This window comes from Acinetobacter ihumii, from assembly GCF_900625095.1.
GTDB classification, from domain to species: Bacteria; Pseudomonadota; Gammaproteobacteria; order Pseudomonadales; family Moraxellaceae; genus Acinetobacter; species Acinetobacter ihumii.
Genome location: NZ_LR130760.1, coordinates 2,075,426 through 2,097,550 on the forward strand (window position 1 = coordinate 2,075,426; position 22,125 = coordinate 2,097,550).

General features: G+C 43.6%; 18 protein-coding genes and 2 tRNA genes. 6 read left to right on the top strand and 14 right to left on the bottom strand.

The annotated features are described in order from the left end of the window. Positions 1-3: 3 nt before the first annotated feature. From E0D95_RS09770 to E0D95_RS09805, 8 genes are all read right to left on the bottom strand, one after another. Positions 4-807, bottom strand: a complete 804-nt coding sequence (locus tag E0D95_RS09770; protein ID WP_130803675.1) for a putative RNA methyltransferase — start codon at positions 805-807, stop codon at positions 4-6. A 57-nt stretch (positions 808-864) separates the two neighbouring features. Next, complete coding sequence (gene mraY / locus E0D95_RS09775) at positions 865-1,983, bottom strand: phospho-N-acetylmuramoyl-pentapeptide-transferase (protein WP_004991766.1); 1,119 nt, start codon at positions 1,981-1,983, stop codon at positions 865-867. Then, positions 1,984-3,390: a UDP-N-acetylmuramoyl-tripeptide--D-alanyl-D-alanine ligase gene (locus E0D95_RS09780; RefSeq protein ID WP_130803676.1), complete on the bottom strand. Its 1,407-nt coding sequence runs from the start codon at positions 3,388-3,390 to the stop codon at positions 1,984-1,986. Between the two features lie 12 nt (positions 3,391-3,402). Continuing rightward, positions 3,403-4,902 (bottom strand): UDP-N-acetylmuramoyl-L-alanyl-D-glutamate--2,6-diaminopimelate ligase, encoded by a 1,500-nt coding sequence (locus E0D95_RS09785; protein WP_130803677.1) that lies wholly within the window; start codon positions 4,900-4,902, stop codon positions 3,403-3,405. A gap of 11 nt (positions 4,903-4,913) precedes the next feature. Next, the gene (gene ftsI / locus E0D95_RS09790) at positions 4,914-6,740 is read right to left on the bottom strand and encodes a penicillin-binding protein PBP3 (RefSeq protein WP_130803678.1); all 1,827 of its coding nucleotides are present in this window, start codon (positions 6,738-6,740) and stop codon (positions 4,914-4,916) included. 10 nt (positions 6,741-6,750) lie between these two features. Continuing rightward, positions 6,751-7,083, bottom strand: a complete 333-nt coding sequence (ftsL, locus tag E0D95_RS09795) for a cell division protein FtsL (RefSeq protein ID WP_130804879.1) — start codon at positions 7,081-7,083, stop codon at positions 6,751-6,753. A gap of 11 nt (positions 7,084-7,094) precedes the next feature. Continuing rightward, positions 7,095-8,006: a 16S rRNA (cytosine(1402)-N(4))-methyltransferase RsmH gene (gene rsmH, locus E0D95_RS09800; protein WP_130803679.1), complete on the bottom strand. Its 912-nt coding sequence runs from the start codon at positions 8,004-8,006 to the stop codon at positions 7,095-7,097. 237 nt (positions 8,007-8,243) lie between these two features. After that, complete coding sequence (locus tag E0D95_RS09805; protein ID WP_130803680.1) at positions 8,244-9,248, bottom strand: sulfate ABC transporter substrate-binding protein; 1,005 nt, start codon at positions 9,246-9,248, stop codon at positions 8,244-8,246. Between the two features lie 387 nt (positions 9,249-9,635). Between E0D95_RS09805 and E0D95_RS09810 the strand changes: the two genes are divergently transcribed. From E0D95_RS09810 to E0D95_RS09830, 5 genes are all read left to right on the top strand, one after another. Continuing rightward, the gene (locus E0D95_RS09810; RefSeq protein ID WP_130803681.1) at positions 9,636-9,929 is read left to right on the top strand and encodes a DUF4179 domain-containing protein; all 294 of its coding nucleotides are present in this window, start codon (positions 9,636-9,638) and stop codon (positions 9,927-9,929) included. A gap of 126 nt (positions 9,930-10,055) precedes the next feature. Continuing rightward, on the top strand, positions 10,056-11,564 hold the full coding sequence (gene gltX, locus E0D95_RS09815) for a glutamate--tRNA ligase (protein ID WP_130804880.1): 1,509 nt from the start codon (positions 10,056-10,058) through the stop codon (positions 11,562-11,564). 57 nt (positions 11,565-11,621) lie between these two features. Further along, positions 11,622-11,697 (top strand) — tRNA-Ala (locus tag E0D95_RS09820). A 26-nt stretch (positions 11,698-11,723) separates the two neighbouring features. Beyond that, a tRNA-Glu gene (locus E0D95_RS09825) sits at positions 11,724-11,799 on the top strand. Positions 11,800-11,898: 99 nt separating this feature from the next. Beyond that, a complete protein-coding gene (locus E0D95_RS09830) occupies positions 11,899-12,237 on the top strand; it encodes a zinc-ribbon domain-containing protein (RefSeq protein ID WP_130803682.1) in 339 nt (112 codons plus the stop codon). A 9-nt stretch (positions 12,238-12,246) separates the two neighbouring features. Here the strand turns inward: E0D95_RS09830 and E0D95_RS09835 are convergent, their stop codons facing one another. The 5 genes from E0D95_RS09835 to E0D95_RS09855 all read right to left on the bottom strand — a co-directional run bounded on the left by E0D95_RS09835 (position 12,247) and on the right by E0D95_RS09855 (position 19,565). Then, complete coding sequence (locus E0D95_RS09835) at positions 12,247-13,191, bottom strand: cation diffusion facilitator family transporter (protein WP_130803683.1); 945 nt, start codon at positions 13,189-13,191, stop codon at positions 12,247-12,249. Between the two features lie 111 nt (positions 13,192-13,302). Continuing rightward, on the bottom strand, positions 13,303-16,476 hold the full coding sequence (locus E0D95_RS09840) for an efflux RND transporter permease subunit (protein ID WP_130803684.1): 3,174 nt from the start codon (positions 16,474-16,476) through the stop codon (positions 13,303-13,305). Next, a complete protein-coding gene (locus tag E0D95_RS09845) occupies positions 16,466-17,698 on the bottom strand; it encodes an efflux RND transporter periplasmic adaptor subunit (protein ID WP_130803685.1) in 1,233 nt (410 codons plus the stop codon). Before E0D95_RS09845 ends, E0D95_RS09840 begins: the two co-directional genes overlap by 11 nt. Beyond that, positions 17,698-19,098, bottom strand: coding sequence for a TolC family protein (locus E0D95_RS09850; RefSeq protein WP_130803686.1), 1,401 nt, complete (start codon positions 19,096-19,098; stop codon positions 17,698-17,700). The genes E0D95_RS09845 and E0D95_RS09850 overlap by 1 nt, the downstream gene beginning before the upstream one ends. 65 nt (positions 19,099-19,163) lie before the next feature. Then, positions 19,164-19,565 carry a cation efflux protein, CzcI-like gene (locus E0D95_RS09855; RefSeq protein WP_171478541.1) on the bottom strand — a complete coding sequence of 134 codons (402 nt, stop codon included), beginning with the start codon at positions 19,563-19,565 and terminating at the stop codon, positions 19,164-19,166. Positions 19,566-19,815: 250 nt separating this feature from the next. Here E0D95_RS09855 and E0D95_RS09860 point away from each other — a divergent pair, with 250 nt between their 5' ends. After that, on the top strand, positions 19,816-20,259 hold the full coding sequence (locus E0D95_RS09860; RefSeq protein ID WP_130803687.1) for an SEL1-like repeat protein: 444 nt from the start codon (positions 19,816-19,818) through the stop codon (positions 20,257-20,259). Between the two features lie 71 nt (positions 20,260-20,330). Here E0D95_RS09860 and ettA read toward each other — a convergent pair whose 3' ends face one another. Further along, positions 20,331-21,992, bottom strand: a complete 1,662-nt coding sequence (ettA, locus tag E0D95_RS09865) for an energy-dependent translational throttle protein EttA (protein WP_130803688.1) — start codon at positions 21,990-21,992, stop codon at positions 20,331-20,333. Between the last annotated feature and the right edge of the window lie 133 nt (positions 21,993-22,125).

A 22,125-nucleotide genomic window follows, 5' to 3' on the forward strand; every position in this document is an offset into this window, starting at 1 on the left:
GCTTTATTTCTTTTGGAAAAGGTAGAGTTGAAAATGTGCTGTTAACCCAAACTGAGTGTGCTGCTCAAGTTGCTGTCTTTTTTCAGGTTTGGCTTTGTAGGCATAAGGGGTCATTGCGATGAGGTTCTTCAATTGCTCCTGATCCAAATTAAACTGACTTTCAATATGCTGTTCCAGCACCAATTCAAAATCAGACTGCAACTGTTCAACAAACTTATTCGGTTGATGCGGTTTGACTTCATCAAACAATGCTTCACGCAGCGCATATAAATGTTCAGGTGCAGGCGTCACCACCAATAAATAGCCCTGTGGTTTTAACACCCTTAAAATTTCATCTTTTGGAATAGGACTAAATAAACTGGTGCAAATATCAGTGCTTTCATTCAACACTGGCAAGGTTGCTCCCGTTCCAACCACCCAAGTCACTTGGGAATTGAGCTTAGCTGCGCGTTGTACAGCCGTTTTCGCAATATCCAGCCCGATGCATTGCTGCACCTGTTGTTGCATGGCCGTGGTGTAATAGCCTTCACCACAGCCAATATCGAGCAAGGTGTTAAGTTGAAGGTGTTGTAACTGAGCTACCACCGCATCACGCAAAGGCTGATAAAAACCTTCCGACAAAAAAAGACGTCGTGCCAATACCGATTCGGGCGTATCACCCGGCGTTTTACTGTGCTTGTGTTGAACCACATGTAAATTCACATAGCCTTGCTTAGCCAGATCATAACTATGGCCCTGCTCACATCGCCATGTCCGCTGCTGCAAATTCAAAGCCTGACGACACACAGGACACATCAACACACTCATGTTTTTCTCTCATATAAAAAAGCCAGCAATGCTGGCTTTTTGAAACCGTTTTTCAGCTTAACGTAATTTTAAAGTCATGAGACCCAAAACCACCAGCATAATGGTAATAATCCAGAACCGAATCACGACCTGTGTTTCTTTCCAGCCCTGTTTTTCATAATGATGATGTAACGGTGCCATCAGAAACACGCGTTTATTGCGCATGCGCAGTGAACCAATTTGTAGAAACACTGAAATTGCTTCCATCACAAATACACCGCCCATAATTGCAAAAACGATCTCCTGACGTACCATGACCGCAATTGTACCCAGCATTGCACCCAATGCCAATGCACCGACATCCCCCATAAAGATTTGTGCAGGATGAGCGTTGTACCATAAAAAGGCCAGACCTGCCCCCACCATGGCAGAGCAGATGACCACCAGCTCAGAGGTATATTTCACATAGGGAATATGCAAATAGTTGGCAAAACGAATATCACCCGCTAGATACGCAAAAACACCCAAACCTGCTGCAACCATCACAATTGGCATAATCGCCAAGCCATCAAGCCCATCGGTGAGATTGACTGCATTGGATGCACCGTTGATCACAAGGTAAGTGAAGATAATAAACGCGATCCCTAATGGCACAGCCGACAGTGGAATAGACAGATTTTTAAAGAATGGAATCAACAAATCCAGCATGTTCGCGGTATGAATCGGATTCGGTTGATGAATCGCAATTACATACAGCGCAATACCTGCACCCAGTGAAGCCAATGATGTCCAGAAAAACTTTTTGCGTGCAGGCAAACCCGCATTGTCTTTATATCGGATTTTAATCCAGTCATCCGCCCAACCCACAGCACCAAAAACCACCATCACGCCCAATACAATCCAGACATAAGGATTGGATAAATCTGCCCAAAGTAAGGTACTGATGCCGATCGACAATAAAATGAGTACCCCACCCATGGTCGGTGTACCCATTTTTTTGGCGTGGTTTTCAGGTGCGTAAGAGCTCACCGCCTGACCATATTTGAGTGCCTGTAATTTACGAATCATCACCGGACCAAGTAACCAGCCAATCGCCAATGCGGTCAATATACTCAGTAAAGAACGTAGAGTTAAATATCGAACCACCTGAAACGAACTGTTATAGCCCGCAAGATGTTCAAATAGCCATAACAGCATTTAGAGTTTCTCCATCAAATCTGCCATCAACGTTTCCATATGGGTATAACGAGAGCCCTTAAACAGGAAACTCATTGACTCGGGTTGATGTTGTTGAATTAAATCAGTTAAAAAAGGCAGCGCATCCGCCTGAGTTGCAAATGCTTTTAATTTTTCTGAATGGTGACTGTGGCTTGCCCCTTGTAAAGCGGCTTGAGCAAACTCACCGACTGCCACAATCAGATCCAGAGAATAATCGACCAGATCACGCCCTAAATCATGATGTTCTTGTACACTTGCATCGCCCAACTCGCCAATGTCACCCATCACCATGACCTTAAAGCCCGTCTGCTGACTCAGAACCTCTGCCGCAGCACGCATGGAAGTTGGATTGGCATTATAGGTATCATCAATCAATAGATGTTGCTGATGCTGAATAAAGTTTAAACGACCTTTTGCACCTTTGGCCTGTTCCAGACCGGTCACAATATTATCAAGTGTCACCCCAATCGCCAGCGCAAAAGCCGCAGCTGCCGTTGCATTATGCACATTATGCAAGCCTGCAAAAGGCAGATTAATCTGCTGTGTACCCTGTGATGTATGCAAATCAAACTGACAGGATTGCGCATTTATCTGGATATCTGTCGCAAAAACATCTCCACCCTCACCAAAGGAAAGCTGTCGTGCTGTTTCTACAGCTTGGCGAATTTGCTGAGTAAAATCATCATCGGCTGGAATAATAGACACGCCATTTTTGGCAATATGCGCATAGATTTCTGACTTGGCTTTGCAAATGCCTTCGCGCCCGCCAAACTCTCCCAAATGCGCTGTACCAATGTTAAGAATACCAGCCACCTGTGGCTGTACCAGATTGGAGGTATAATCAATTTCCCCTTGATGACTTGCACCAAGCTCCATCACCGCATATTGATGTTCAGGTTTCAGTTCAAGCAACATCATCGGCACACCTAAATCATTATTCAGATTACCACGCGTCACCAAAGTCGGTGCAATTTGCCCAAGAATACTGCCTAACATTTCTTTGGTGGTGGTTTTGCCACTACTTCCCGTCAGGGCAATCACCTTTAAATCTGGATATTGGGCACGACGATAGGCAGCTAAATGACCGAGTGCCAAACGCGTATCCGCTACAATCAGTTGAGCAATATCGACATTCACTGGACGTTCAACGATGGCAAGCTGACAACCCTGTGCAGCGACCTGCGCGATAAAATCATGTGCATCAAAACGCTCACCTTTTAAGGCTAAAAAAGCATCACCCCATTCCGCGTGACGCGAGTCGGTCAAAATCCGCTTGATCGGCTCAGGTGGCTGTTTATCTTGATACCAATCGCCTTGGGTTGCCTGTTGTAATTGTTCTAGCGTCCACGGTGTCAAAGCAACCGTACTGGTGGTGGATGTATGCATAAAACTTAAAACCTATTGTGCTGGATATGCGCGATGAACTGAATGTGCTTGCGCATCAATTGCCGATTGCACTTCTACGACATCATCAAACCAATGACGTACCCCATCTATTTCCTGATAATTTTCGTGCCCCTTACCGGCAATCACCACAATATCACCGTTTTTGGCTTCATTCACTGCAAACTTAATCGCTTCACGGCGGTCACGAATTTCAAAAACATCATGCAAACTAAAATCAACAGCCTGACGCATATCAGCAAATATTTGATTGGGATCTTCCGTTCGGGGATTATCTGAGGTCAATATCACAGGATTAGCACCATCGAGTGCAGCCTGTGTCATTAAAGGTCGCTTGCCACGATCACGATCACCTCCACAACCAAATACCGCCCAAAGCTGATGGCGAGTATGTCGTTTTAAGGTGCTGAGCACTTGGGTGAGCGCGTCTGGGGTATGTGCATAATCCACTACAAATAAGCGTTCACCATCGCGAATGACCTGCATCCGCCCCGGTGCGCCCTGAAGTTTAGGCACTGTTTTGGCCAATTCAGCCAGTTCAAAGCCTGCGGCTTCGACTGCAATTAAACTGGCAACCAAGTTTTCGACATTAAATTGCCCCAAAAACGGACTTTGGATTTCAAAAATCCCACGCGGACTGCGCAATTGAATCTGTGCGCCTTGCAATTGGTAATCAACCGATTGCACCCAATAATCTGCATGTTGGTCATGCATGGAATAGGTATAAATTTTCGGCTGTGCTGGATTATTTCTTGCAACTTTGAGCATTAAATCTGCATAGTCATCATCTAAATTGATCACTGCGACCTTGAGTTGCTCAAAAGCAAATAATCTGGATTTTGCTTCTGCATAGGCTTGCAAAGTGCCGTGATAATCCAGATGATCACGACTTAAGTTTGAATACACCGCAATTTCGATGTCGCAGCCATTTAAACGGCCTTGCTCCAAACCATGCGAACTGGCTTCCAATGCTGCAAAACTCGCACCCTCTTGAGCATAATCATGCAATAAGCTTTGCAATTGCAAAGCATCCAGCGTGGTATGCGTCGATGGATTTAAATGCGGTAAAATACCATTGCCTGTGGTGCCAAAGACTGCACAGCGTTGTTGTTGCAGACTAATCAGCTCCGCCATTAAACGTGAAATCGTGGTTTTGCCATTGGTTCCCGTGACGGCTAAAATCCGTGACGGCTGCACGGGTGCAGTACTTTGTAAGTAATCTTTTTGCCACTGTCCCATTTGCAAACGTACATCTGGACAGACCCACTCGTTGGCAACACCGAGAGGATATTCACTAATGATACCCAATGCCCCCAATTGCAAAGCTTTTTCGGCGAAAGCCCGCATTTTTTCAGGTTGCGAATAACTTTTTAATGCAATAAAAATTTGTCCTGAGCTGACTTTACGGCTATCCAGATTAAAACCAGAAAAAGCACGTTGTAACCATTCAGCTTCAAGTGGTTGGTGATAAATATCCTGAAAAGAAATCGACATGATTCACCTAATTACGGCATGGTTGAAGTATCGAGCGGCTTATCCAGCGGCACATTCATTAAGCGTAAAGATTCCTGCATAATTTTAGCAAAAACTGGAGCCGCAACCAGCCCCCCATAATAACGACCCTGTGGATTTTCGACGACCACAATAATGGCTAAACGCGGATCACTGACTGGCGCAACCCCAGCAAATAAGGCACGATATTCATTATTGGAATACCCTTTACCATCTGCACGTAATTTATGCGCTGTTCCGGTTTTACCCCCAACACGATAGCCCGGAATATTGGCTTGACGCGCCGTACCACCCGGCATGGTCACTTGTTCCAGCATCAACAAAACTTCATCTGCAATTTTGGGCGATAAGACTTTTTCACCCTTAGGTTCTTCATCCAGCTTGCGCAAACTAAGGGGCATTTTCACCCCATGATTGGCGAGCATGGCATAGCCTTGTGCCAACTGTAAAATGGTCGCATTCAAACCGTAACCATAGGCCATGGTGCCGAGCTGTGAGGGGTTTAAACGACTGGCTGGCAATAACAAGCCACCACTTTCACCGGGAAACTTCACTGCTGACCGCTGGCCGAATCCAACGCGACGAAAGAAGGTCGGTATGGTTTCTTTCGGTAGTGACAACGCAATTTTGGCAGAACCGACGTTGGATGATTTAATAATCACACCACTGACGGTCAAAGCACCATAATTATGCGTATCCCGAATGGTATGCCAGCCCAACTTCATTGAACCCGGTGAGGTATTCACAATGGTGTTTGGGGTATATTGACCTGTTTCCAGAGCAGCAGATACGGTAAAGGGCTTCATGGTTGAACCGGGTTCAAACATATCAATCGCCCCACGGTTACGCATGGCATCTTTGTTTGACAGACCATTTTTATCATTTGGGTTGTATGACGGCCAACTGCTCATTGCCAAAATTTCACCGGTTTTGACATCCACCGCAATCGCAGAAGCAGAACGTGCATTATTGGCAACACCTGCCGCTGTTAACTCTCGATACATAATATATTGTAAACGCGAGTCAATGCTGAGGGTGACATTTTCACCCGGTTGAACTTCTTTAATAACCTCAGAAATTTTGAGACGGTTGCCGTGTTTATCACGAATAATTTTTTGCTGGCCATCTACCCCCGACAACTGCTTATTCAGTTGCATCTCCAAGCCTTCAATTCCTTTACCCTCTTTGTTGGTTAAACCAATAATCTGGGCACTGGGTTGCGGCTGTGGATAGTAACGCTTATAGCTTTTTTCTGTATAAACACCCTGAAAATTACGATCCAGAATCAAATCAGCCTGTTGAGGAGGTACTTCTTGTTTAAGCACCAGATAACGTGAACGCGGACGATCATTCATCATTTTTTTCAAATGTGCACGATCAATTCCCACAGCATCTGCCAATTCATCCAGATTAAGATTTTTATCAGGTAGTTCTCGTCTTAAACGACGCGCATTTTCAGGTTCTTGTTTAATCTTTGCGGTGACTTCATCAAACAGTTTTTTATTATCAAAATAATCACGTGGATCAATCACGATATTCATAATAGGCGTACTAATGGCCAACGGCACACCATGACGGTCACTAATGACCCCACGCATGGCTTTTAACTGTTCCGTACGCAAGATATTGGCATTGGCTTTATTTTGTAAAAAGTCCTTATTGACCACTTGTACATAAAACGCACGTGAAACCAAGATGACAAAACATAAAAGTACCGTGCCCCAAAGCAAATAAAAACGCCACATATCAAAAGCAAGTGTGGGCTTTTCAGTAATGGACTGCTGTTTTTTTCGTGTTTGCTTAATTCGCTTATCTACCATACAGCATGCCTTACTTTTTTTGCTCAGGAGTCATGGGTAATGAAATTACAACGGTTTGTGCAGCAGGCGGTGAAAACATGCGTAACTGTGTCACGGCACGTGTACCAATTTGTGCAGTTGCACCAAAGGTTTGTTGTTCAATTAGTAAGCGACCCCACTCCGCATTCAAGTCATCTTTTTCACGCATATAGCCACTAAGGTCACGATAATCGTGACGATATTCAAATACCTGAAACACCACCATCATCGCACTAATAAACACCGCAATAATCAGTGCAGCATACACCATAACTTTTTTAAAGGTCATTCGACTCAGTGGTGACGTTTGTTGTTCTGATTTCATCATCTGCCTTTTCATACTAATCGTTCGGCAACCCTAAGCCATGCACTACGTGAACGAGGATTAGCTTTTACTTCTTCTTCACTGGCGCGCACGCGCGCAATTTTCTTCAAGCGTCTGCTATCGGTTTGTTTTTGAGGCAATCCCCAACCTGTATCTTCCCCCAGCGTAGACTCTTTTTGAATAAATTGTTTAATCAAACGATCTTCCAGCGAATGAAAACTGATCACGGCTAAACGAGCCTGAGGTTTTAATAACTCTACCGCTTGAGGTAAAAAGATTTCAATATCTTCCAGCTCTTTATTTATGGCAATTCGGATGGCCTGAAAAGTTCGAGTCGCTGGATGTTTATGTTTTTCCCATTTAGGATGAGCCGTTTTGACCAGTTCAGCGAGTTGTCCTGTGGTTTCAATATAACCCGCCTGTTTAATCGCTTTGGCCAAACGACGACTATATCGTTCCTCACCATATTGATAAATAATATTCGCTAAATCTTCTTCTTTAATTTCAAGTAGCCACTCTGCGGCGGTTTGTCCCTGCGAATTATCCATGCGCATATCCAATGGGCCATCCTGCATAAAACTAAAACCACGCTCGGCCTGATCCAGTTGCGGTGAAGATACCCCCAGATCCGCCATAATGCCATCGACCTGCATAATTCCAATTTTATTTAATTCGGCTTTTAGGTCAGCAAAACTGGCGTGAATAATTTGAAACCGCGAATCACGTTGTGCTAACTCATGCGCAACGGCTAAGGCCTGAGGGTCTTTATCAAATGCATAAACACGCGCATTGGCATCCAGTTGATCGAGCAAAGCCTGCGTATGACCACCACGACCAAATGTACCATCGACATAAATTCCCGTATCACGTTCAGCCAATAGAGCATCAACAGTTTCATGAAGTAAAACGGAAATATGTGACATAAGGACAAGATCATAAAAAGCTAAAATTTTAACTGCACATTATTACCTTGTTTTGATAAAGCTCCAAACGACTTTTTGTTGGGAATTATTATTTTTCATAGGCAAAACCGTTTTATTTGCCTTTATACGGTCAAAATGGATCGTTCATTTTGGTTCTTTTTATTTTTTACATGAACACCCCATTTGATCTGTGCTGACCAAATGGGGGGGGGGAATCGCTTGAACCAAAGTTGAGGTTTAAGGTTTTTCTGCGGAGATTTGATCGTAAATTGCACCATTCACAAAATGAGTCTTCTGCGCTTTGGCCCAACCACCAAATACATCACCAATGGTAAATAATTTTATTTTAGGAAACTTCGTTGCATATTTGGCTGCGGCTTTCGCATCCCGTGGTCTAAAATTATACTTTGCAGCAAGATCCTGCCCCAAAGGTGAATATAAATAATTCAGATAGCCTTTGGCTAAGTTACGGTTACCGTCTTTATCAACAGTTTTGTCGACGATAGCAACTGAAGGCTCCGCCAATATAGAAATAGAGGGATAGATAATTTGATACTGATCTTTACCCAATCCCTGCTGAGTCGCCAATAATGCTTCGTTTTCCCACGACAACAAAACATCGCCTATACCGCGTTCAGCAAATGTAGTCAGTGAACCACGCGCGCCTGAATCCAGCACCTTCACATTATGATAGAGCTTTTTCACCAATTCACGTGCTTTGGCATCATTACCGCCGGGTTGTTTTAAGGCATAGCCCCATGCCGCCAGATAAATCCAGCGTGGCGCGCCACCTGTTTTCGGATTAGGGGTAATAATTTCGACCCCCGGCTTGATTAAATCGTTCCAGTCTTTAATTTGCTTAGGGTTACCCTTACGCACCAAAAATACAATGGTTGAGGTGTATGGTGCTGAGTTATTCGGAAATTCTTTCTGCCAGTTCTTTTTGATTAAACCTGTATTGGCAATTTCATCAATATCATTCGCCAGAGCCAATGTCACCACATCGGCTTGTAATCCGTCAATCACAGCGCGAGCCTGCTTACCTGAACCCCCATGCGACTGCTTAAAATCAACTTCTTGTCCTGTACGCTTTTTCCAATATTCAGCAAAGCTTTTATTGTATTCCTGATAAAACTCACGGGTCGGGTCATATGAGACATTCAAAAAAGAGGTCGCCGCATACGCGACACTTGCACTTGCCCCAAGCCATGTCAAAAGTATGGCTGATAAAATTTTATTCATTATCGTCACTCAAATTAGTATTTTTATACTATATTTTATTAAAAATATTTTACAATCATACACTTATATAATTATTTTCAGACCATATCAGATTTTATGCTAAAGTCCTGCCGCACGAGCAGTCATTTGCTATCCCATGCAACATGTTTGATGAATGGAATTCATCTTCATGCTTTATTCATATTTATCTGCTAAAAAGCGTTGTTGCAATACGTATCCATGACGCAATATCTTGACGGATATTTTTTGTATTTTTGTAAAAATTGTGACGGAGTTCCTATTTTTATTGTATATTTATAGTGGATTGGTAAGTTTGTATTTGGTTTACAGCGTATTGTAAACTGTTAATTCAGCAATAAAAACACTCAGATGCTGGGGGATATTTGCATGAAGGTGCAATGGTTTAAAGTACTTGGTTTAAGTTTAAGTCTGGGTGTATTTTCCCAAGTGACAACTGCTGCCGTGATTAAAGACACTCAAATTAAGCCGTCTGAAAAAAATAGCATGGTTGAAAAAGCCTTAGATCAACAAAAACGCAATGTCGCTGCTTTACCGACGACAGATGACGAACTGATCATGCTCAGTACTATTCGTGTTGCCCCGAGCCAAAGTTTTTTTGCTGTTCAACACCAACGTTTTTCTCGTTTTGTACAAGCCATTTTCCAGCCACATACTTCTTAATTTATATTTTAAAATTTGTATTTAAAATTCAGTCTGCCTAGTGTGTTTTGACAAAATAAATGGTCAAGCCACTGGGCTTTTTCCGTTATAATCACGCTTAATTAATTTTGATTTTATTTTTAAATGATGAAAGTCCGTACGCGTATTGCTCCGTCTCCAACTGGTTTTCCGCATGTCGGAACCGCTTATATTGCCTTATTTAACCTATGTTTTGCCAAACAGCACGGCGGCGAATTTATTTTACGTATTGAAGATACTGACCAGCTACGTTCTACACCTGAATCTGAAAAAATGATTCTGGATTCATTGCGCTGGTTAGGTCTAAATTGGTCAGAAGGACCCGATGTCGGTGGGCCACATGCACCATATCGTCAATCTGAACGTATGGGCATTTATAAACAATACGCGCTGGATTTAATTGACAAAGGTCATGCTTTTTATTGTTTTGCCACAGCAGAAGAACTGGATCAAATGCGTGCGGAACAAATGGCACGCGGTGAAACACCTAAATATGATGGTCGTGGCTTAAAATTGTCTCAGGATGAAGTCCAGCAACGTCTGGCTGCGGGTGAACCGCATGTAATTCGTATGAAAGTACCAGAAGATGGTATTTGTAAAATTCATGATTTGTTGCGGGGTGAAGTCGAAATTCCCTGGACACAAGTGGATATGCAAGTTCTACTGAAAACCGATGGCTTGCCGACTTATCATCTAGCCAATGTGGTCGATGATCATTTAATGGAAATTACCCACGTTTTACGTGGTGAGGAATGGCTACCATCGGCACCTAAGCATCAGTTGCTCTATCAATATTTTGGTTGGGACATGCCAACCTTGTGCCACATGCCGCTACTACGCAACCCAGATAAATCCAAGCTGTCTAAACGTAAAAACCCAACTTCCATCAATTATTATCGGGATATTGGTGTACTACCAGAAGCTTTACTCAACTATTTGGGTCGTATGGGCTGGTCAATGCCAGACGAGCGTGAAGTGTTTACCTTAACCGACATGATTGAACATTTCGATATTCAGCGTGTGTCTTTGGGTGGCCCCATTTTTGATGTGGAAAAACTCAACTGGCTCAATGGTCAATGGATTAAGTCGCTGACAGCAGCACAATTGTTAGATCGCCTGCTGAACTGGAAAAGTGATCGAAACACCCTAGAAGAAATTGCTGCGGCCATTCAACCCCGAATTCACTTATTGTCAGAAGCGGTGAATTGGGCAGGTTTCTATTTCAACCATATGCCAACCATCACGGCTGAAATGTTTGAAAGCAAAAAGCTGACTCAGGAACAAGTCCGTCAGAGTCTACAATTTGCGATTTGGCGCTTGGAAAGTCAGTTTAGCTGGAACAATGATACAGTCAGTCAAACCCTGATGGATTTAGCCACTCAGATGCAAATTAAATTACGCGACTTTATGCCTGCGTTCTTTATTGCGATTGCAGGATCAACCAGTTCAACGCCTGTGATGCAGTCGATGGTCACTTTAGGTCCCGATTTAACCTTTGCTCGTTTGCGTCATGCGCTTGAAATTGTTGGTGCACCGAGTAAAAAAGAGCTTAAAGCGTGGGAAAAACTCAATGAAGCGCTAAAATTGCCGAAAAATGATGCAGTTGATGAGGCTTAATTGATTTTTTTATTGACGTGCTAGCGCAATACCCCTAATATTGCGCTCACACAGACTGGGGTCATAGCTCAGTTGGTAGAGCGCTACAATGGCATTGTAGAGGTCAGCGGTTCGATCCCGCTTGGCTCCACCAAATCTCAGATTGTGTTGCCTCAATAAGTCCCTATCGTCTAGAGGCCTAGGACATCGCCCTTTCACGGCGGTAACCGGGGTTCGAATCCCCGTAGGGACGCCAAATTCTTAAAAAAGCCGCTGTTATGAACAGCGGCTTTTTTATTATTTCTGCTTTTACTCACAATTGGGTAAAATACAGAAAACGCCATATGGAGCACTCATGCAGTATCGTTGTCCAAAATGTCAAAGTGTTAAAATTATGCCTGTCGGACAGTCAGGTCAATCTGCTCGCCCTGTCATTCCTAAAAGTCTGGTCATTTTATTGCCTGCTATTTTTATTCTGTTGTTTTTGGTTTTAATGAGCATCGGCATGTGGATTTTTAGCGATGGTGCTGGTTCCAAGCTACAAATTGCAACGGTGGTGGTTTTTGTGATTACCGCAATTGCAGGTGTTATGTTCTGGCGTGATCTTCCAGATTTTAAACTATCCATGCAAGCGTTTATGCAATCACAAAAAAACTGGAAATGCCGTGAATGCCACCATGAATGGCAGATTTAAAGCAGACTGTCATTCGTGATGGTGCTGTTCTGAATGTGAGCTGTGCTGGTGCGAGTTTTGATGGGCTTGTGCCATACACTCATCCTCTTCAATTTGTAAGGTAATTTCAGAAATTCCATGTTGATGAGACAGCATTTCATAGGCATCGTGATATAACAAAGTACGATCCGCATGAGGTGCAAATAGATGTACAGTCAAATGTACATTTTTAGAGCTAATCGCCCAGACTTTAAGCTGATGAATACTCTCAACTCCCTCAAGTGCCAATAAATCATGGCGTAATTTTTCGATATCAATTTCTTCTGGTACCCCTTCCAGTAAGATATTAATGCTTTGCTTGAGCAGAATCCATGTTCTCGGTAATACCCAAAAACCAATCAAGACCGCAATAATGGTATCGACCCAGTACCAATGGGTGAAATAAATAATCATCCCACCAATGATCACGCCAACTGAGCCAAGCGCATCACTGAGCACTTCCAGATATGCACCTTTTATATTTAAGCTTTCCTGTGCACTAGAAACCAGTATCTTCATGGAAATCAGATTAATCACCAGACCAATCGCAGCGACAATCATCATACCCACACTTTGAATTTCAGGGGGATGGGTAAAACGCTGATAGGCTTCGTATAAAATATACATCGCCACCATGAACAGCATTAAGGCATTAAATAAGGCCGCTAAAATTTCAAAACGCGCATAACCAAAATTTCGTTTATCATCGGCTGGACGTTTAGCAATTTTAATGGCAACCAATGCAATTGCCAAAGCAGCAGCATCGGTAAACATGTGTGCAGCATCAGACAACAATGCCAAACTTTGGGTCATAAAACCCGCAATCACTTCAACAATCAAAAAAATGACCGTCAAGGACAATGCAATGGTGAGTTTTTTGGCATTGTCTTCAGTGACGACTGCATGACTATGGTCATGCCCATGCTGTCCACTCATGAACAACTCCTTATCATACGATGCAGATTTGTCTCATCATTTGTAAATCTGCATCAGAATTGGAAGGCTGAATATCAACCCATATATAGATCAAAATAGCACAACGCTTTTTTAATGCGGGTCTACAATTACAGGATGCTGACGATCATCTTTTTCATTCATCCAGCGATAAATCACCGGTAATAAGACCAGTGTTAAAAGTGTTGAGGAAATAATCCCGCCAATCACCACAGTGGCCAGTGGACGCTGCACTTCAGCCCCTGTCCCCGTTGCCAAAGCCATCGGAACAAAACCCAGCGAAGCAACAAATGCCGTCATCAGCACGGGGCGTAATCTTAAAATGGCACCACGCCATGTGGCAATGTGTACATCATACTGCTGGCGCAATTCCTTGATAAAGGTCAACATCACCAGACCATTGAGTACCGCAACACCTGACAAGGCAATAAATCCAACACCTGCTGACATCGACAACGGTATATCACGCAACCACAGTGCCACCAGACCACCAGATAAGGCAAAAGGCACCCCACTAAACACCAACAAACTGTCTTTAAACTGTTGAAAGACAGCCATCAACAGGACAAAAATCAGAATAAATGCCAATGGCACTACAATTTGCATGCGGGCTTTGGCAGAAGTCAGATTTTCAAATTGTCCACCATAACCAAGCCAGTATCCACTCGGGAGTTGTTGCTGGGCAAGTGTGCGCTGCATTTCTTCAACAAAGGAGCCTAAATCACGATCACGTACATTGGCGGTAACCACCACACGACGTTTACCATCTTCACGGCTGACCTGCGCCAGACCTGCAATGGTTTCAACTTTGGCGACATCTTGCAGTTGAATCAGCCCACCATTCGGCAGTTGCAAAGGCAACATCGCCAACTGCTGTGGAGTACGCATCTCATCATTTAAACGAATGACAAAATCAAACCGGCGATCGCCCTGTAAAATCTCTCCAACACGTTGTCCTCCAATACTGGCTGCCACTACATCCTGAATTGATTTCACCGACAAACCATATTGTGCAGCCAAGGCATGATTGATATCGACATTGAGCAAAGGCAGTCCATCGGTTTGTTCCACCTTAACTTCACTCGCTCCATCAATAGTTCTCAATTTTTGCGCAATCTTTTCAGCTTCCTGACTCAAAATCTGCATGTCATCGCCAAAAATCTTAACGCCAATGTCACTGCGAATCCCAGAAATCAACTCATTAAAACGCAGTTCAATCGGCTGTGAAAACTCACTGTTATTGCCAGGAATAGTATCAACATAACTCATCATCCGAGTTCGTAATTCATCCAGTGTTTCTTTAGGGTTTGGCCATTGCTCACGCGGTTTTAATAGTACAACCGCATCCGAAATATTAGGTGGCATGACATCCGTTGCAACTTCAGCCGTACCAGTTCGCGCAAAAATAGCTTTCACTTCTGGAAAGTCCTTGAGTAATTGCTTTTCTACGCCTTCCTGTATCCGTAATGATTCCTCAATTCCGGTGCTTGGCGCACGCATAAGTTGTAGAGCAAAATCCCCTTCACTGAGTTGCGGCGCAAACTCACTACCGACTCGGGTAAAAATCGCAGCAGTGATCACTAAAATTGCCACAGCAATTGCCACCACCACATATTTAAAGTCATAGGCAAGATTGAGTAATTGTGCATACTTTTGCTTTAATACCACCATCCAGCGGCTTTCTTTTTCCTTCACCTCACCTGTAATAAACAAGGCAACTGCGGCTGGAACAAAACTCACCGATAAAATAATTGCACCGAGTAATGCCAAAACCACCGCCATCGCCATTGGATGAAACATCTTGGCTTCCACACCGGTCAGTGCAAAGATGGGCAAATACACCACCATAATGATGAGCTGACCAAAAATAAGCGGACGGCGAGCCTGTCTTGCCGCCAGAAATACCTCGGTAAAACGTTCAGAACGGGTTAGTAATCTTCCCTTCTGATGCTGTGCTTCTGCTAAACGCCGAATACAGTTTTCTACAATGACCACAGCACCATCAACAATAATGCCGAAATCCAGCGCGCCCAAGCTCATCAGATTGGCACTGATGCGTTGTTCAGCCATACCTGTGATAGTAAATAACATGGACAGTGGAATAATACAGGCAGTGATCAGTGCGGCTCTGAAATTTCCCAAAAAGATGAATAAAATGACGATCACTAAAATCGCCCCTTCAATCAAGTTTTTAGCGACTGTTTTGATCGCTTTATCGACCAGTGAACTTCGGTTATATACCGTCTCAATCACCACGCCCTTTGGTAAAGACTGTTTCAGTTCCTGTACTCTGGCATCCAGTGCCTGCGCAACCGTTTTACTGTTTTCCCCCATCATCATCATGGCGATCCCCAGTACGGTTTCTTCACCGTTATAGGTTGCACCACCCGTTCTTAAATCATGTCCAATCGAGACTGTTGCGACATCAGCAATACGAATAGGTAAACCATTTTGACTGTTGAGCGTGACATTTTCGATATCCTGAATACTGTTTAAAGTGCCAGGTACACGAACCGTTAGTTGTTGACCATTGTCCTCTAAAAACCCTGCACCCCGGTTTTCATTATTTTCAGATAAAGCGGTTTGCACATCAGAAAATGGAATGTTTAATTGCTGTAAGCGTTTTAAATCAGGCGATACCATATAGGTTTTGTTATAGCCACCAATACTATTCACCTCGGCCACTCCGGCAACGCGCTGAAGTTGTGGTCGTACAATCCAGTCCTGAATTTCACGTAAATCCATTGCGTTATATGCCGTTCCATCCGCTTTCCTTGCATTCGGTTCTGCTCTAATTACCCATTGATAAATTTCCCCCAAGCCTGTGGAAATGGGAGACATTTGCGGATCGACATTCTCAGGCAACGCACCACTTGCTTCCTGCAAACGCTGATTAATCAGTTGTCTGGCCCAATAAATGTCAGTGCCATCTTCAAAAATAATCGTGACTTGAGATAAGCCATAACGTGAAATTGAGCGGGTTTGTTCCAGATGTGGCATCCCAGCCATGGCGTTTTCAATGGGATAAGTAATCCGTTGTTCGACTTCCGCTGCGGTAAAGCCATTGGCCTGAGAGTTAATTTGTACCTGTACATTGGTAATATCTGGTACCGCATCAATCGAGAGCTTTTGATAGCTATATAGTCCAACAGCCACCCACGCCAAGCTAAACAACATGACCCAAATCGCGTTACGAATAGAAAACTGGATCAAACGATCAAAAACACTCTGCGCAGCTGGAAACTCAATACTATGCTTAGTGTCCATGTTCGGCCTCTCCTTTTTGCATTTCTGATTTCAAAAGGAAACTGCCCTGAGCGACATATTGTTGTTGATGACGCAGCCCAGATTTAATTTCAACCCATTGTCCATCGCTAGAATATTGTCCCAGTTCAACAGCTTGCGGCGTGAAATGGATACGATCTTGTTCATTTTTCGCAACAAACACCACCGTTTTGCCCTCAATCTGCTGTAGCGCATTTTTACTAACACGCAGTACAGACTGGCTGTCTTTGCCTTGCAACATGACCGTGACCATCAGATTGGGACGTAACTCCTGCGCGGGCGTCAACACTTTGGCACGTACTTGTAGGCGACCTGTTTGACGATCTGCCTCAGCCGTGAGTGCCTGAACCTGAGCGGTAAATGTATTTTGGGTTTGTAAGGACTTAAAACTTAATTGCTGATTAGGCTGAATATTGACACCCGCATCACTTGGCATCACAAATTCCAGCCAAAGTTGATCCAGTTGATCGATCACGAATAGCTGTTTGTCTGAGGTGATATATTCGCCCACCACAATATCTTTTTGACTCACCACACCACTTAAGGGTGCTTTTAAACTGTAACGTCCTTGACTGTTGCCTGTCGCACCCAAGGCAGTCAGACGACTTCTTGCCGCCTGCACCTGTATTTGGGCTTGCCGATAGGCATTATAGGCTCTTTGGTAATCCTGACGGGCTGAAACGCCCTGATCAAACAATTGTTTTTCACGCTGATAGTCCTGCTGCGCCAAGGTCAATGCCTCTTGGGCAATACTTAAATTGGCTTGCTGATCCACCAGTTCTGGAATAAAAACGGTGGCTAAAATCTGACCTTTTTTAACCTGCTGACCGAGCATGGCATGAACACTGTCCACACGCCCTGCAAAGGTTGAGACGACATGTGCCTGCTGATCGGTATTCGCGACCAACTTTGCCGGATATTGCTGTGACTGTTGTACCGCACCTTGTTCGACACGCGCCAATTGGAGTCCAAATTCAGTCATTTGCTTAGGCGTCAGACTCAGCTCTGTTTCACCTTCTGTATGTCCAGCTTCTGCCTCACCTTGGTTATGTGGCTCAGATTTTTCGTGATCTGTATGACTTTCTTCAGCATGTTCATTTGACTTTGATGAACCCTTTAAATAAATCCAGGCACTCAATACCACACCAGCGATAACGACCAATGCCACCCAGAATCCTTGTTTATTGATCTTCTTGATTGTCATTATTCGGCTCCTGAGCTGCTGTTAAGGTTGTAAGTGTCTTGCCATAAAGTTTGATTGATTTGATGGAGTGCATCATTAGACGTCACTTGTTCAGGGGAGATGCCCAGTACCAAACTCTCAGTTTCAATGGCTTTTTGCCATGCGCTTTTAAGCAACTGCATCTTTTTAAGACGCTGTTCCTGTAGTTGTATACTGGCTTGCTGTACATCGGTGATAGCGAATTTACCCGCTTTAAAGCCCAATAACATTTTGCGCTGTAGGTCTTCAGACAAAGGAATTTGCTGATCATTCATCAGGTCATATTGCTGTTTCAAACCTTGCATTTCACTCTTTAAGGTTTGCATCGAATTCAGTTGTTGCTGGCGATAAAACTGCTGTTGCTGAGTTAGAAAATCTTGCTGTGCCTGCGCAATGCGCAAGGCATACTGCTGGCGGTCAAAAATATTGAGCGGAATGTCCAGCCCTACCCGAAACTGTTGCTCAGTTTGACGAGTATCTGCCGACTTGTTGTTGACCATACCAACGTTCAACGTTGGATTGGGGCGTGCTTTGGCCTTGAGATAATCCATTTTAGAACGTTGTTGTTGTGCCTTGAGCTGAATCGAACGTTGTATTAGATTTTGCTGTAAATATGCAGCAACGTCAGTTTGGGTATTTACAGGCCATGCACTATCACTGTTGTTTCCTAGCGCAAAATTGGCTTGCGTCTCGCCCCATAAATTTGCCAGCCGTTTTTTGGCTATCTGTAGATTTAAGCCAATCTCTTGAGCAGTACGCTGATTTTCAATATGCGTCATCAGGGTTCGGTCCTGATCGACCTGAGCAATGCTTCCCGCCCGATAACGCAAGCGAGTGGCATCCAAAATGGCCTGACTATTGTCGAGTTGTTGTTGAGCAATCTGATTTTCCAGCTCAAGTATTGCCATTTGTGACCACAGGTATTTCACTGCGAGTTTAAGCTGCGCATCATACAAGGCCTGATTCAGATCGACCTGCTGGCGTTGAACTCTCGCCAACTGTTGTGCCGCTTTGCGTTCTCCAAAAATGTCGAGTTTTTGCGACACACTGATTTCTAGTTCACGATCCTGATCCGATTCAAAACCAGTTTGTTGTATCGAAAAACTTGGATTTTGCCACAGACGACTTTGTTGAAGATGCGCATCTGCAACATTCTGCTGAACTTGCCATACGCCCAATCCAGCCTGATATTGTTGTACTTTCTGCAAGACTTGGGCAAATGTCAGACTTTGGGACTTCACCATATATGGGTGGGTCGTCTGCTGCGCGACATAATCTTGAGCAAGCGCTGAATATGGGCACAAACCCAGCAATAACACTATACCGAGCGATTTAGCCACACTCAGCCCACGGTGATTGTTTAAATTTTTTTGATGATACATACCATAACCCTTTCGCTTTAAACGCTTTAAACATCGAAAGGTGGGTTATTTTTCGGCTACCCCACCTATAGCGGGGTCAGGACAGGCGGAGGATTTAAATCTGTTAAATGTGGCGATTGATAAGAATTGGCCCAGTCATACACAGGCTGAGTTAAATCACCCACCCTGATTGGCTCTTGCGCAGTTTGTTGAATCTGGGCAATCACAATATGTAAACATGAAGGCAAATGATCATGATGATCTACAAACACCGAAGCCTGCTTTACGCTGTCGCTTTTTATAATATCCTGTGTGGTGTGTTGCAAGGCAACATCCTGTTGCAGCATATCCAGATGATGCCCAAAATGATAACCCCCTGTGCTATTGCTAGCAGCCGTTTCATGCGCGCAAAAAGCTGCTGCCACGTTCCATAAACTTTGGAACATGAACACACTGAGCAACATCGCAATAAATACAGAACGCTTCATAGCTGTGGGCAACAAAAGATCGGCTTTAATATAGCAAGTGAAAACAGTGTAATAAAATTACATTTTATAAAAATATTGTATAGATCAATCACAGAAATCCATCACTGTTTCATGATGATTTGCTCACCCATAACATATTTAAAGTTTATTCTACATACTCATTGCTTGTTACAAGAAATGGATGCATGTATTGGAAAACTATCTTATATTGAAGATGTTAGCTTAATCTTTAAGCAGCAAGGAGCAGAATATGAAGTTTGATTATCTAAAAACAGTATGGACACTGTTGTTTCAAGCTCAAGACTCTAAAAACGATGTGTTTTTACTTTTAGATCATGATGCTGAGCACGAATATCAACAGGGTCTGTATTTTGAGCAGATGGCACTCAACGATCAATATCAGCACTTTATGCGTCAACATATTTATCGTCGCATCAATGAAGAACCGCAAGCACATGCAACCAGCTTTGCCTATCTCAATGAGCGTAATGCAATTTGGTGCTTTTTAAGATCTGCGCTACGCGGTCATCCAGAAGCTGAGTATAAAATGGGGATTGGCTATTTAAATGGTCAACTGGGTTTAGATCGAAATTACATAAAGGCCGAAAAATGGCTTAAAAAAGCAGCGCAAGATGGTCATCCTGATGCCAAACGCTGCCTGCATGATGCTTATAGCCAATTAGCATTCTCTTAATGCCGCAAAAACTAAAGTATAAAAAACCAGCCCGAAAGCTGGTTTTTTTAATCACATTCAATCACACAAGATTAGCCAGTGATTTTTCTGTATTTACTAGGTTTTTGCACCGCATCATCGCCTAAACGTGACTGACGATAAGCCTCATATTCAGCATAGTTACCGGTATAAAACTCAGGCTGTTCATTTTCAAATGACAAAATATGCGTTGCAATACGATCAAGGAACCAACGGTCATGCGACACCACCATTACCGTACCCGGGAATACTAAAATTGCATCCTCAAGCGCACGTAAGGTTTCGATATCCAAGTCATTCGATGGTTCATCCAGCAAGATGACGTTTGCCCCCATTTGCAGGATTTTAGCGAGTTGTAAACGGTTACGCTCACCGCCCGATAATTCACCAACACGTTTTTGCTGATCTTGGCCTTTAAAGTTAAAGCGACCGATATAAGCACGTGATGCGATTTCGTAATCACCGATTTTTAAGATATCCAAACCGCCAGAAACTTCTTCCCATACAGTTTTATCATTATCCAGTGTATCGCGAATCTGACCGACATACGCCACTTTCACAGAATCACCCAGTGTGACAGTACCAGTATCTGGTTGTTGCTCACCGGTCATCATACGAAATAATGTGGTTTTACCCGCACCGTTTGGCCCCACAATCCCCACAATCGCGGTTGGCGGTACGGTAAAAGTCAGGTTTTCGTAAAGCAAGCGACCATCAAATGATTTGCTGATGCCTTCCACTTCCACCACTTTATTACCCAAACGTGGACCCGGTGGAATATAGATTTCAGAGGTCTCATTACGTTGCTGGAATTCTTTCGAGTTCAATTCCTCAAAACGCTCCATACGCGCTTTGTTTTTCTTTTGCTGACCTTTGGCATTTGAACGAACCCATTCCAGTTCTTTTTTCAATGCTTTAGCAAAAGATTCTTCTTGTTTTTGTTCCTGCTCTAAACGGGCATTCTTTTGTTCCAACCAAGAAGAATAGTTGCCTTGATAAGGAATACCATGTCCACGGTCAAGCTCTAAAATCCACTCAGCTACGTTATCCAAGAAATAACGGTCATGCGTAATCGCGACAATCGTACCCGGGAAATCTTTTAGGAAACGCTCTAACCAAGACACAGATTCAGCATCCAAATGGTTAGTCGGTTCGTCAAGAAGTAACATATCAGGCTTAGACAGCAATAAACGGCACAATGCCACACGACGACGTTCACCACCAGATAGTAAGGACACATCTGCATCCCACGCTGGAAGGTTCAAAGCATTTGCTGCAATTTCCAACTGGTTGTTTAAGTTGTGTGCATCCCAAGTCTGGATAATCGCTTCCAGTTTTTCTTGTTCTTTAGCCAGCTTATCAAAGTCTGCATCGGGATCTGCATATTCAGCAAATACCTGATCTAAGCGCTCTAAAGCATCCAACGCTTCACGGACACCATCTTCTACATTGCCACGCACATCCTTATTAGGATCGAGTGGTGGTTCCTGCTCAAGATAGCCAATTTTAATGCCCGGCTGTGCACGTGCTTCACCTGAGAAATCTTTGTCCACGCCCGCCATAATACGGAGCAATGTCGATTTACCTGCACCGTTTAAGCCGAGCACACCAATTTTGGCACCCGGAAAAAATGATAAAGAGATATCCTTAAGGATTTCGCGCTTTGGCGGAACCATTTTGGACACTCGGTTCATCGTATAAATATATTGGGCCACTTAGGACTCCTCAATAGAAAAACCAATACATCGCAGTGAGCGAAAAATAGCAGTTATTATATGCTGAATATGTTAAAAAAATAAGGCGTGAATGCGTTTAATCAGAGTGAATGGCTGATAAATCTTGGCTAAA